Below are 13569 nucleotides of genomic sequence, written 5' to 3'. Positions count from 1 at the left end.
AAGCTCTTAGGTTCTAATATTCAGGACCTCACCAAAAGAAATACACCCTTATGGCAAGAGACTATTCTAAAAAATAAATGGAACGTCATGCTGAACTCTTGTCGAAGCATCTCTACCGCTTCGTTGCAGCAATTGAGTTAGTTACGCGGTAGAGATGCTTCGACAAGCTCAGCATGACGCCCTTTTTGCTAAGCAAGTGTTTTTCAGACGGGCTCTAGGCACAAAAAAAGCCCACCAAAGGCGGGCTTTCTTATTACAAAGTCAGGGCAGGACTAAACCAGCGATACTTTAACAGCGTTCGGGCCTTTTTTGCCTTGGGCTACTTCAAATTGAACTTTGTCGTTTTCGCGAATCGAGCTTACTTGCAGGTCGCTGATGTGAACGAAAATGTCTTCGCCAGTTTCGTCGTTTTTGATGAAACCAAAGCCTTTGGTCTCATTAAAGAATTTTACCGTTCCGGTGGGCATGGTGGTTGTGTTGTGGTTTCCCTAAGCTTTTGGGCCACCGTGGCTTGGTTTCTTAGGTTGCGTCAAAGATAGGCAGAAATTCCAAATCACCAAGTCGATAGCTATTTTTTTAAATCGGTACCGACCTTTGCTGCTCCTCTCTTTTCCTTTAGGTATGTCAGACGTTCCCGCCAATAGTTTCTCTCATGAATTTCAAGTACCAGCGAGTGCCATTGATGCCTTGGGGCACGCCAACAATGTAGAATACGTGCGCTGGGTGCAGGACGTATCCGGGGCACATTGGTATACCATCTGCCCGGCTGAGAAACACGACGCTTACATATGGGTAGTGCGCGAACACCGCATTCGCTATAAGCAGTCGGCCTTTGCCGATGAAACCCTTCGGGCCACAACTTGGGTTGGCGAGACCAGTGGGGCTACCTCGTTACGCTTAACTACTATTACTCGCGTTGCTGATGATGTATTGCTATGCGAGGCAGAAACTACCTGGGTGTTGCTGGACCCCAAGAGCGGCCGGCCGGTGCGGGTGACGCCAGAGATGGTGGAGTGGCTGAGACCAAGCTAAAGTTCAGCCAAGCTTTACGCTATTGAGAATAACTGTTTACGCATGTCCATCCACCTGCTGCTACTGTTGCGCCTAGCATTGCTTCCTTCTTTCCAGAACGTCATTACCGATGGTTATTCAGGAGAGTGGAAAGTCGTTGGTGTAAAGAATACAATGTTGATGATAGGCACGGTAAAGAACATTCATAAAAATTTTAGTAGAGTCAAGCGGCACTACATGAGTAGTAATTTTATCATTAATGAAAATTTATTGGAGTTTCCAGAAAAGCTCGTTGAGAGGGATGGTTATAGTCGAACTTCAAATTTGGTAGGACAAGCCCATTTTAGAAAAGCCGCTGACAACGATGCTATGAAACGATGGCCTGGTGATGAATTGGAATGTGATTCCCAATCAGGAAACACATGTTTGGTAGGCAATTCGTTTATGGCACTGCTTGGAAATTCATCTAACACCTTAAGGGTATTTAAATACCAAAGTGATAGGCCCAAGAATTTCGTAGCGAGATTATGTATTATTAACGATAACCTCGTTGGGTTATTATTAGATAATTCGCAAATATTATTGATTCTGAAACGTATTTAATAAAAATATTCGGTGCCTGCTTCCTTCCGCATTTATTCCTCTTCTGCCGGCTCTGGCAAGACGTATCAGCTTACCAAAGAATACCTCGTGCTGGCACTGGGAGCGGATGACCCCTCCTACTTTAAACGAATTCTCGCCATCACGTTTACCAACGATGCGGCCGGGGAAATGAAGGAGCGGATTGTAGGAGCATTGCGGCGGTTTGCGTATCCAGAACCCGGCAAGGTTGATGGATTGCTGGCCGAGGTAGCAGCCGAATTGGGTGCTAGCAGGCGCTTGCCACCGCACGCCCGCACGCCCGAGGAACAGCAGCGGGAAGTGCAGCGACGCGCCACCGAAACGTTCCGGTTGGTGCTGTACCATTACGCCGACTTTGCGGTTAGTACGATTGACTCATTCGTGCAGCGTATTGTGACGGCGTTTACGCGGGAGTTGGGCCTGCCAGCCACGTTCGAAGTGGAGCTTGATACTGATAGCGTGCTGCAAAGCGCCGTGGCCACGCTACTCGACAAGGTGAACCGCGACCCCAATACCAAGCTGCTGTCGCAGACCCTTGCGGAATATGCCCTGGGTCAGGCCGAGGAAGGCAAAAGCTGGAGCCGCCTGCCCGAGGAATTGGCGACTTTTGGCAAGGTGCTATTTAATGAAACGGTACAGGAAGCGGTGGCACAGTTGGGCAAATTATCACTGGCTGACTTCCGGCGGCTGGACCGCGAAATCAGGGCGCGGCGCACAGAGATTGAAACTGCCTTTGCCCAGACGCAGGAGCTGGGAGCGGCCCTGCTGGCCGATGCGAACGTGAGCGTGGATGATTTGTACTACGGCAAAACCGGCATCGGCCAGTACGTGCAAAAGGGCGTGGCCTTGCTGCAGCCCGATGCCGGCCCGAACAGTTACGTGCGCAAAACGCTGGAAGAGGATAAATGGTACGGCGGGAAGATTAAATCGCCGGCTGACAAAGCGCGTGTGGATTTGGTGCGTGAGCCGCTCAGCCAATTGGTAGCGACATTGGATGAATTGCGCACGAAGTATTTGCCCAACTACGGTTTGCTGGCGGCCATGCAGCCGTATTTATTTCATGCTTCGTTGCTGAGCGAATTAAATAAGATTGTGGAGCAAATCAGCATGGAGCGCAACGTGGTGCTCATTTCTGAATTCAACCGGCGCATTGCCAGCATTGTGCTCACGGAGCCGGTGCCGTTTTTATATGAGCGGCTTGGCGAGCGGTACGAGCATATTCTAATTGACGAATTCCAGGACACCTCCGTGCTGCAGTGGAACAACCTGCTACCACTGGTAGAAAACACCCTGGCCAATGGTCATTCCAGCTTGGCGGTGGGCGATGCCAAGCAGGCCATTTACCGCTGGCGCGGGGGCGAGATGGAACAGATTCTGCGCCTGCACCAGGGCAACACCGAGGCATTGGTAGCCAAAGCCAAGGAAGAGGAAATGCGCGAGCTGCTGCGGCACCGCTACGAGTCGTTTAATGGCAAGCTGGAAGCCAAAGCGCTGCAGGTTAACTACCGCTCGGCGCGGGAGATTGTCGACTTCAACAACACGTTTTTTGAGGCTGTGAGCCAGCGGCACGCGGCGCTGGGACTGGTAGGCGGCATATACGACCATGCTTTTGGCCAGCAGGTGCCGCAGTCGCTGAGCGAGGCACAGCAGGGCCACGTGGAACTGCTCTTTACCCAGAAAGACGCCCCCGCCATGCGCTACGACGCCAGCGCGGGCGCCTACACCAACGAGCCCCTGCCCGGCCACGTGCCCGAGGCAGTGCTGACTTACGACGAAAGCACTTGCTACCTGACGCTGCAGCTGGTGGAGCAGGCCCTACGCGACGGCTACTCCCTTAGTGACATTTCGGTGCTGTGCCGCACGCGCTACGCCAGCAAGATTATAGCCAAGTTCCTGAAAGAGCGGGGCTATCCCATTATCTCAGCCGACTCGCTGGCGCTGGAATTTGCGGAGGTGGTGAACCTGCTCGTGGGCATTCTGCGAGTGCTACACCAGCCGGCCGATACGCTGGCCCGCGCCGAAGCCCTGCTACTGGTAGACAAAGTGGTACGGGGCCTCGCTCCTACTCCGACCCGCGCCCGGCACATTGCCCAAATCGCGAATGAGCACCACGGGAAGCCATTTTTTGACGAGCTGCGGGCCCTGGGTTTCGATGTGCGGGAAGACGAAACCGGCAACCTGGGGCTTTATGAATTGGCCGAGCGGCTGTTGAACTTGTTTGGCTTGCTGGGCCGCAATGGCGAGAGCGATTACCTGTTCCGGTTTCTTGATTTAACGCTGGAGTACAGCTTGAAATTTGGCAATAACCTAGGCAACTTCCTTACGCATTGGGAGGAGCGCAAGGGCCGCATCAGCATCAATGCTCCGGGCGGGCGCGAGGCCATCACCATCACCACGGTGCACAAGGCCAAGGGCCTGGCATATGGGGTGGTAATTGTTCCCTTTGCCGACTGGAGCCTGGAACCCCACCGTGGCACCTTGCTCTGGGGCCACCTGGAAGCGCACGAGAAGCCCCTGGAAGCCATGCCGGAAGTAGCAGTGGTCAGCCTGAGCAAAGGCATTCAGCAAACGGCACTGGCCCCGCAGTACGATGAGGAACGAGAAAAAACCTTCCTGGAAGGGCTGAACACCTTATATGTAGCGTTTACCAGGCCACGCCACCGGCTGTATGTTATCAGCAAGCGGCCGGATGAAAAAAAGAGTACCAAAGCTTCGGAAGACACAGAAGCAAGCGCACCCACCACGGCGGCGCGCAACGTGGCCGACCTTCTGCACGGCTACCTGCTTGGCCGCGGGGAATGGCAGGAAGACCAGGTTTCTTTCGTTATTTCCAAAGGCTCTTTAGCTGCCGCTAAGAAAGCTAACAGCCATCAGCCAACTGCTAACAGCTTCGACCTTACCAACCTAGCCGCCGCGCCCTGGGAAGACCGGCTCAAGCTGCGTCGGCACGCCACCACACTGTTTGATTTTGACGAGCAGCAGGCCCAGGGCGAGTGGAACCGCAAGCTGCACTACGCCCTGCGGCGCCTGCTGGCCGCCACTGATGTGGGCCGGGTAGCCAGCCAGCTCGTGGCCGAAGGCATACTGGGCGCCCGCGAACGGCCCGCGCTGGTCGAGAGCCTGGAAAAGCTGGTGACCGACCCTCGCCTGGCTCCCTACTTCGCCCCGCACCTGAGCGTGGAAACCGAACGCGAAATTCTGGTGGGCGGCGTGAAGCTGCGCGACTACAAACCCGACCGCGTGGTGCTTGACCCTTCTCTGGAAGAGCACAACCGCATTGGTGGGCGGGTTACGCTCCTGGATTTCCGGCTGCCCCCGCCGCAGGAGAAACATAAGCGCCTGCTGCGCAACTATGCCACGCTGTTTGAGCAGCTGGGCTATGCAGAGGTGCGCGGAGTGATTTATTACTTTGGCTCTGGCGAAGTAGTGGAGGTATAGCCGCAAAAGCGTTGCCTCGCTTCGGAAGCAGCGACTGATAAATAATAGCAGTGCTTGGGGCGGCCCTGCCGAACTTTGCCCCATGCACACCCTCGAACAACTGCGCGCCGGCGAGCTGGCTGGCCTCCAACGGCTCGATTTGGCCGCTGGCCTGACTGAATTTCCCCGCGAGATTTTTGACTTAGCCGACTCCCTGGAGGTACTCAACCTTTCGGGCAATGCCCTTTCTGCCCTGCCCGACGACCTGGGGCGGCTGCACAAGCTGCGGGTGATTTTTTGTTCCGACAACCGCTTCACGGCGGTGCCCGCGGTGCTGGGGCAGTGTTCAAAGCTGAGCATGGTGGGCTTCAAGGCCAATCAGATTTGCACGTTACCTGCGGCGGCACTCACCCCGGCGTTGCGCTGGCTGATTCTGACCGACAACCAGTTAAGCGAACTACCTGCCGAGATAGGCACCTGCACGCAGCTACAAAAGCTGATGCTGGCCGGCAACCAGTTGCGCGAGCTACCCGAGCAATTGGCGGCGTGCATCAACCTGGAACTGCTGCGCATAGCCGCTAACCAGCTAACGGAGTTGCCGCCTTGGTTGCTGGCCATGCCTCGGCTGGCATGGCTGGCATATGCTGGCAATCCGTTTGGCGAGCAGGCCGAGGCGGCTGCGACGGCAAGTCACCCGATTGCCACCATCGAGTGGGAACAACTCGCCATTCAGCAGCAGCTGGGCGAAGGGGCTTCGGGGGTTATTTACCAGGCGCGGTGGCAGCGCGCTGATGCGCCCGCAACTGAGGTGGCCGTTAAGCTTTTCAAAGGAGCCCTGACCAGCGACGGCTTGCCGCACAGCGAGATGGCGGCCTGCATAAGCGCAGGTGCTCACCCCAACCTAATTGCCGTGGAAGGCGAAGTGAGCCAGCACCCGGCCCTTGCCGAGGGACTGGTGCTGGAGCTCATCAGCCCGGCTTATCGCAACCTGGCCGGCCCACCAAGCTTGGCTTCTTGCACGCGAGATGTGTACTCGCCGGGCATCTCCTTTACCCTGAAAACGGCCTTGCGCACCGCATTGGATATTGCCGCCGCCACTAAGCACCTCCACGCACGGGGCATTTTGCACGGCGACTTGTATGCCCACAACATTCTCACTACCGACACTGGCAAGGCGCTGCTGGGCGACTTTGGCGCGGCCTGCTTTTTTTCGCCCGATGAGGCAACAACCAGCCGGGCATTGCAGCAAATTGAAACCCGCGCTTTTGGCTGCCTGCTCGAGGAGTTATTGACTTATTGCGCAGCCCCGGTAGCCGCCAGTCCTGTTATGGCAGCACTGTGGAGCCTGCAGCAACAGTGTGTGCAACCCGATGCTTCTGCTCGCCCCCTGTTTGGTGAAATTCACGATTTATTGCTACAGGCTTCGGAAATTGCGGAAATGCAGCCCGCGAGTTAGCATTTCTGTGCAGTCAGTAATGGGGTTGTCGAACCTAAGTGAGAGCGTGTGGACAGGGGAAAAGGCGGTCATGCATGACCATTCAATGAATAGCAAACACAACCACCTAGTTGCTCACTATCTACACAGCCTAATTTGACGGCGCTATTTACTTACCATTCGCAGGCTCCGGCGCGATGCGTGACGGCGTTTGCTGACCAGCCACAATGCCGCGGGCACTTTCGGCAATGGCCTGGATGATGGCCGTCATATTAATTAGGTTCAGGCTCTCTACCTCGTCGTCGACCGAGTGGTAGAGCTTGTCATCCGGAATCTGGTCGCTGCTGATGGTGTGAGCCGGCACCCCGAGCTTGGCCAGGGTGGCGTTGTCGGAACGGTAGAACAGGTTTTGCTCGGGGTATGGGTCGGGCTCGAAGCGAAACTTGCTGCCTTCTAAGTTGGCTTGCAACAGCGGGCCGAAGTCTGACTTGTCGAAACCGGTGATGAAAGCGGTGTTGGGACCAAATTTGGCCACCTTGCCTATCATCTCAATGTTGAACATGGCCACCACTTGGTTGGGGTCGAGCTGCTGGGAGAAGTAGCGGGCCCCGAATCCGCCCACTTCTTCGGCTGCGAAAGCCGTGAAGATGAGGGGACGGGCGTTGTTCTTCACCAGCTTAAAGTACTCGGCCAGGGCCACAACGGCGGTGGTCCCACTGGCATCGTCGTCGGCACCGTTGGCGATGGAATCCCCGGCAACGTTGGGCTTGACAATGCCCAGATGGTCGTAGTGACCCGAGAAAACCACGTTTTCCTGCGCGCGGCCGGGGTCGAGGCCGGACAGCATGCCCACCACATTGCGCAGCTCTACCACGCGTTGCTCGGTTTTGCCTTTCATCTCAAACCTGACTGCCTTGCCAAGCGGTGCAGAGCCTGCCGGCGCCATCATTACCACGCTGGAATAAGAATTGCCGGCTTCAGCGGTGCGGAACCGGGGCTGGCGATTGGCGCTTTGTAAGCGCTGAAACACCTCGGCGTGGGCTGGGTCGAGCAGTACCAGCAGGTTCTGGGTGGGCCGCATGATGCGCCCTGCGAATTGCATGGGCTTCTCATCGGGACCAATGGTCAGCACCTCAATGGCGGGGGTCAGGTTGGTCCACTCCACCACGGGCTGGCTGGAGAAAAGCAGCACCTGGCCGGGCGCCACGGCTGCGCCGTTGATGGTGGCGTTCAGGGCCGTTACGGGCGACTCGTACACCGGAAATACCTGTTCGAAACCCGTGGCGCCCGGCAGCGGCTGCAACCCAATACGCTGAAATTCGGCGGCCAGAAATTGGGCTGCTTTCAGCCCGCCGGGCTGGCCGGTGCCGCGGCCCTGCATGTCGTCGGCCGCCAAGGTCGTTACCACGCGCGCCACCGTCACGGCTGATACCTGAGCGCCTGCCTTGCGTTTGGAAGTTTTGCGTTTTTGAGCGGAGGCGCCTAGGGTGAGCGAGGCCAAGGCAAGGGTAAGCAGGATACGTTTCATTGTAGGAGGTAGTCGGCGGTGAGGGTAAACGCCAGCGGCGGCCGGGCCGATGCGCTATTGGCACAAACATAACCTCGAGCCCGAAAGCCTACGCTACGGACCTTGGCATTGGCTTTTTGCTACTGCGTCAGCCAGCCGTTGGCATCCAACCAGTTTTTCAAACGTTCGGTCCAGTCGTCTTTGGTGGTTTTGTTGTTGAGGCCAAAGCCGTGGCCGCCCTTGGGGTAGAGGTGCATTTCGGCCGGCACGTTGTGGCGCAGGCAGGCCTGATAGAAAACGATGCTGTTTTGCACGGGCACCGTTTTATCATCCTGGGCGTGCACCAGAAAGGTGGGCGGCGTTTGGGCCGTTACCTGCAGTTCGTTGGAATACTGCCGTACCAATGCCGCCGAAGGGCTTTTACCCAACAAATTTTGACGGGAGCCAGGGTGTTGCAGGCTGTCACTGAAGCTGATAACCCCGTACATCAAAACCAAAAAGGCTGGCCGCACCGAAACCGACTCCGGATTGTGGCCCACCGGACGAGCAAATTGGGTGCCGGCCGTAGCCGCCAGGTGCCCTCCGGCCGAAAAGCCCATGAGGCCGATGCGCTCGGGGTTGAGCTTGTATTTAGCGGCCTGCTGCCGAACCAAGCGCAGAGCTTGCTGTGCATCCAGCAGCGGGGCTGTAGTTTTGTCGGGCTGCGACTCATCATTAGGTAGTCGGTACTTGAGCACGAAGGCGGTTACGCCCATTTCGTTCAGGCGCTTGGCCACATTGTAGCCTTCCGAGTCGATGGAAAGCCGGGTGTAGCCACCGCCAGGGCAGATAACCACCGACGTGCCATTGGCCGTGCCGGGAGGGGGCACAAACACCGTGAGGGTGGGCTGCACCACATTGGAAATGCGGACGCCGCCATTGGCCAGCGTGATGCTGGTTTCCTGTACATTGCTCGGGGTCGAATTGGGAATGGTGCCCGTGTAGAGTGGGAGCACGGGCTGGGCCAGCATGCGGCCGGTAGCCAACAGAAGCAGGCCAGAGGCAAGGAGGAAGGAGCGTATTTTCATAAGTAATGTAATTGTACATACGGCTGAGCTAATCAGCAAATATGTGGCACTATCAGGTATTCTTCATAAATTATTTCAAGATTTTTGGTTAAAGTGCAACAATTTATGAACCATGTCGTAGCCCTGGGGGTCTGTGGTGCATGCGAAAGACCACTCTGCTGGCCGCCGCTGCTCTCCTGGGCAGCCCCGGCCTCACCCTGGCCCAAAACACGCCGGAAGAAAACAACGACAATGTTGATGCCCCTTTCGTGCGAAACATTCGCGCCGACCGCCCCGGGCAAACCATCACAGCACAGGTGCTCCGGGCCGGCCGCTTCCAGCTCGAAGCAGGAACGCAGCGGGTCGCACCGGCATTGGGAGAAAGTATGCTGAACAGCGGAGCAACTCTTCGTATCGGCTTTTTCAATAGCATGGAGCTGCGCGTGAGCCAGCCCCACTTCAGTGGATATCAGCAACGCATCAGCACCGGCGAAGGTGAGCGTTTTGAAACGGTTGCGGGCTGGGCGCCGCTGGTAGTGGGCTCGAAGTTCATGATTTCGCCTAATTACGACACCCGCACGCAAGTGGCCATTATGGTAGAGACGCCGTTACCCGGTACGGGCAGCAAAGAATTGGCGGTGAAGGGCTTGGCGCCCAGCGGGCGCCTGCTTGTCAGCCAGCAGCTTGGGGAGCGGTATGGGTTGGAAGCGAACTTTGGATTCAGCCAACCCGGCATGACGGTGGCTGACATTGAAAAAGGACAATTTATAGGCACGCTGGCTCTGAACGGCCCTATTAGCTCAACAACCGGCTTCTTTATTGAAGGCTACGGCATTGGGCGGGGAGAATTGAGCACGGGCACCACGGCGGGGCTATACTGGCGCCCCCTGCCCCTGCTGCGCCTCGACGTGAACGCCGGCCGGGTGCTGGGTGGGGCCGCCGGCGGCACCGCAACAGTTGGCGCTGGCCTGGCCTTCAAGCTGGGGAAATAAGTTCCTGCAAATACAAAAGTTGGCCCCGCCGCAACAGTCAAGCACTGTCGCGGCGGGGCCAACTTTTGTGGGGCTCTGCCGCTAAGCCAGGGTCAGCACCAGGTCATCGGCCGAGACGCGGCTGCCTTCGGTGAGGGCAATGCTGTCGACTACGATGTCTTTAGGAGCGGTGATTGTGGTTTCCATTTTCATGGCTTCGATGACGAAGAGCGGCGTGTTTTTGGCGGCCTTCTGGCCAGGCTTCACCAGCACCTTGCTCAGCATGCCCTGCAGTGGGGCGCCCACTTGGCGGGGATTGGCCTTGTCGGCTTTGGTGTTGCTGATTTTGGTCACGGCCACCGACTGGTCGCGCACCTGCAGGTTGCGGGTCTGGCCGTTGAGGGTGAAGAAGATGGTGCGGCAACCCTCTTCGTTTAGCGTGCCTACCGATTCCAGACGCACGATAACCGACTTGCCCTTGGCGATTTCGATGATGGTTTCCTCGCCGGGCTGCAGGCCGTAGAAGAACACCGAAGTGGGCGCTTTGCTCACGTCGCCGTACTTGATGCGGTGGGCCCAGTACTCATCGAACACCTTGGGGTAGAGCAGCGAAGATAGCATATCGGTGAACTTTGCTCCGGGATATTTCACCTGGAAACTCTTCCACTCCTTCTTGAAATCGATGGGCGCCAGATGTTCGTTGGGCCGGTCAGTGAAGGGCGCTTCGTTTTTCAGAATCAGCTTTTGCAGCTCCTTGGGCCAGCCACCTTCGGGCTGCCCAATGTCGCCGCGGAATAGTTCGCGCACAGATTCGGGGAAGTTCAGGGTTTCGCCTTTCTCCATGACATCGGCGGGGGTGAGGTTGTTGGAGACCATAAACAGGGCCATGTCGCCGACTACCTTGCTGCTGGGCGTCACCTTCACGATGTCGCCAAACATGTCGTTCACGTCGGCAAAGCGCTGCTTCACTTCCTCAAATTTATCGAGCAAACCCAGCGACGAGGCCTGCGGGCGCAGGTTGGAGTACTGCCCGCCCGGAATCTCGTGCTGAAACACTTCCGAAGTGCCTGCTTTCAGGCCCGACTCGAAGGGGTAGTACATTTCACGCACTCCTTCCCAGTAGTTACTGAATTCATTTAGTGACTGCTGGTTGAACTCGCGGTGCCGGGGCGTGCCGCGCAGCATTTCCACCACCGAGTTAAAGTTGGGCTGCGAGGTGAGGCCGGATAGCGCGCCCAGCGCCACGTCGATGACGTTGACGCCGGCTTCCACGGCTCTCATGTAAGTAGCCGCCTGCAGCGACGACGTGTCGTGGGTGTGCAGGTGAATGGGCAGCTTCACCGTATCGCGCAGACCGGTAATTAACTCGGTGGCGGCGTAGGGCTTCAGCAGGCCTGCCATGTCCTTGATACAAAGGATGTGCGCGCCGGCATCTTCCAGCTGTTTGGCCAGCTTCAGGTAGTAGTCGAGGGTGTATTTGGTGCGGTTGGGGTCGAGAATATCGCCGGTGTAGCAGATGCAGGCTTCGGCCAGCCGGTCGGTTTTGTTGCGCACGAAACCAATGCAGGCCTCCATGCCTTTAAGCCAGTTCAGCGAGTCGAAAATGCGGAAAATGTCGACGCCGGTTTCGGCAGCCTGTTCCACAAACCGTTCGGTGAGGTTATCCGGATAGGCCTTGTAGCCCACGCCGTTGGCGCCGCGAATCAGCATTTGCAGCAGAATATTGGGGATGGCTTCGCGGAGCTTGGCCAGCCGCTCCCAGGGGTCTTCGTGCAGGAAGCGAAGGGCTACGTCGAAAGTCGCGCCGCCCCATACTTCTAGGCTAAAGGTTTGGGGGTGCTGTTGGGCGTAAGGCCCAGCCACTTTCAGCATGTCCCAGGTGCGCATGCGGGTGGCCAGCAGGCTCTGGTGGGCATCGCGCAGGGTGGTATCGGTGTAATGAATGAGTGGCTCGTCGCGCAGCCACTTCGAGAAGCCGTCGGGGCCCAACTCGTGCAGCTTTTGCTTGGTGCCGGGCGCGGGCGCCGTATGGTCGAAGTGCGGCAGGCGGGGCTGGCGGGGGTTGTGGCGCGGGTCGAGCAGGTTTTTGACGTCGGGGTTGCCGTTCACCACCACTTCGCCAATGAAGCTGAGCATGCGCGTGGCGCGGTCCTGCCGGAACTCAAACTTGAACAGCGACGGGGTGTCCTTGATAAAATCGACGTTGGCCTGGCCCGACTGAAAGTCCTTGTTGCCAATGATGTTCTTTAGAAACTGGATGTTGGTTTGCACGCCGCGCACCCGGAACTCGTCGAGGCTGCGCAGCATTTTCTGAGCCGCGCCCTGTAGCGTGGGCGCGTGAGCCGACACCTTCACCAGCATCGAATCGAAGAACGGCGACACCACCACGCCCTGGTACACCGAGCCCTCGTCGAGCCGGATGCCGAAGCCGCCAGCCGCTCGGTAGGCCACAATGGTGCCGTAGTCGGGCTTAAAGTCATTTTCGGGGTCTTCAGTAGTCACTCGGCACTGAATGGCGTAGCCGGCGCGCAAGGGCTTAACATCCGGTCCCAGCCCAATTTCTGGGTCTTTCAGGTTATAGCCGGCGGCTATGTAAATCTGGGTTTTAATCAAATCCACACCCGTAATCATCTCCGTTACAGTGTGTTCAACTTGAATACGGGGGTTTACCTCGATGAAGTAAATACGGTCCTGCTCGGGGTTTACCAGGAATTCCACGGTGCCTACGTTGTCGTAGCCTACGGCCCGGCCGATGCGCAAGGCATACTCATAGAGCAGGTGGCGCTGGTGGTCGGGCAGGTTCATGGCGGGCGCTACTTCCACCACTTTCTGGAAGCGACGCTGCACCGAGCAGTCGCGCTCGTAGAGGTGCACGAGGTTGCCGTGCTGGTCGCCCACAAGCTGCACTTCGATATGCTTGGGGCGCTCCACGTACTTTTCCAGGAACACGGTGTCGTCGCCGAAGGCGTTCAGGGCCTCGTTGCGGGCCTCGAAAAAGCCTTTTTCCAGCTGGTCGTCGTCGCGGATGATGCGCATGCCGCGCCCGCCGCCACCGCTGGCCGCCTTCAGCATCACGGGGTAACCAATGCGGGTGGCTTCGGTTTTGGCGGTTTCGAAATCGACCAGGTCGGCCTCACTGCTTTCAATTTGGGGCACTTGGCAGCGTTGGGCCACTTCCTTGGCACGCACCTTATCGCCGAGGGCCTCCATCACTTCGGGTCGGGGGCCTACGAACACAATGCCTTCTTCGGCGCAGCGGCGCGAAAGTGTGGCATTCTCACTCAGGAAGCCATAGCCGGGGTGAATAGCGTTGGCCCCGTTGGCCTTGGCAATTCGAATCAGGCCTTCGATGTCGAGGTAGGGCTTCAGGGGCTCGTCGTCGCGCCCAATCTGGTAAGCTTCATCCGCTTTGTAGCGGTGCAGCGAGTACCGGTCCTCATAGGTGTAGACCGCTACTGTGGGGATGTTCAGTTCGGTGGCCGCGCGCATCACGCGAATTGCAATTTCGCCCCGGTTGGCAACTAGGAGTTTAGTTATGTTCATAGAATGAGTAGTGGGATA

At 57.5% G+C, this 13569-nt stretch carries 9 protein-coding genes; 5 read left to right on the top strand and 4 right to left on the bottom strand.

Features of this window, described 5'->3' with window-relative positions; genetic code table 11:
* Positions 1 to 272 precede the first annotated feature (272 nt).
* Complete coding sequence (locus ACP7AJ_RS04290; protein ID WP_035564390.1) at positions 273 to 467, bottom strand: cold-shock protein; 195 nt, start codon at positions 465 to 467, stop codon at positions 273 to 275.
* Positions 468 to 621: 154 nt separating this feature from the next.
* Here ACP7AJ_RS04290 and ACP7AJ_RS04285 point away from each other — a divergent pair, with 154 nt between their 5' ends.
* The 4 genes from ACP7AJ_RS04285 (at position 622) to ACP7AJ_RS04270 (ending at position 6505) form a co-directional block, all read left to right on the top strand.
* Positions 622 to 1032, top strand: coding sequence for an acyl-CoA thioesterase (locus tag ACP7AJ_RS04285; RefSeq protein ID WP_426058959.1), 411 nt, complete (start codon positions 622 to 624; stop codon positions 1030 to 1032).
* 42 nt (positions 1033 to 1074) lie between these two features.
* On the top strand, positions 1075 to 1614 hold the full coding sequence (locus ACP7AJ_RS04280) for a hypothetical protein (RefSeq protein ID WP_426058958.1): 540 nt from the start codon (positions 1075 to 1077) through the stop codon (positions 1612 to 1614).
* A gap of 12 nt (positions 1615 to 1626) precedes the next feature.
* The gene (locus tag ACP7AJ_RS04275; protein WP_426058957.1) at positions 1627 to 5070 is read left to right on the top strand and encodes a UvrD-helicase domain-containing protein; all 3444 of its coding nucleotides are present in this window, start codon (positions 1627 to 1629) and stop codon (positions 5068 to 5070) included.
* A gap of 82 nt (positions 5071 to 5152) precedes the next feature.
* Complete coding sequence (locus ACP7AJ_RS04270) at positions 5153 to 6505, top strand: leucine-rich repeat-containing protein kinase family protein (protein WP_426058956.1); 1353 nt, start codon at positions 5153 to 5155, stop codon at positions 6503 to 6505.
* 148 nt (positions 6506 to 6653) lie between these two features.
* Here ACP7AJ_RS04270 and ACP7AJ_RS04265 read toward each other — a convergent pair whose 3' ends face one another.
* Both ACP7AJ_RS04265 and ACP7AJ_RS04260 read right to left on the bottom strand, forming a co-directional pair.
* Positions 6654 to 8012, bottom strand: coding sequence for a M20/M25/M40 family metallo-hydrolase (locus ACP7AJ_RS04265; protein WP_426058955.1), 1359 nt, complete (start codon positions 8010 to 8012; stop codon positions 6654 to 6656).
* Between the two features lie 119 nt (positions 8013 to 8131).
* Complete coding sequence (locus ACP7AJ_RS04260; protein WP_426058954.1) at positions 8132 to 9058, bottom strand: alpha/beta hydrolase; 927 nt, start codon at positions 9056 to 9058, stop codon at positions 8132 to 8134.
* A 140-nt stretch (positions 9059 to 9198) separates the two neighbouring features.
* Between ACP7AJ_RS04260 and ACP7AJ_RS04255 the strand changes: the two genes are divergently transcribed.
* Positions 9199 to 10029, top strand: coding sequence for a hypothetical protein (locus ACP7AJ_RS04255; protein WP_426058953.1), 831 nt, complete (start codon positions 9199 to 9201; stop codon positions 10027 to 10029).
* Positions 10030 to 10110: 81 nt separating this feature from the next.
* On the opposite strand, the gene ACP7AJ_RS04250 is transcribed toward ACP7AJ_RS04255, so the two are convergent.
* A complete protein-coding gene (locus ACP7AJ_RS04250; protein WP_426058952.1) occupies positions 10111 to 13551 on the bottom strand; it encodes a pyruvate carboxylase in 3441 nt (1146 codons plus the stop codon).
* Positions 13552 to 13569 lie beyond the last annotated feature (18 nt).

The sequence above is a fragment of the Hymenobacter sp. B1770 genome (assembly GCF_049896385.1).
Classification (GTDB): Bacteria; Bacteroidota; Bacteroidia; order Cytophagales; family Hymenobacteraceae; genus Hymenobacter.
This window is presented reverse-complemented; position numbering and strand designations above follow the sequence as displayed.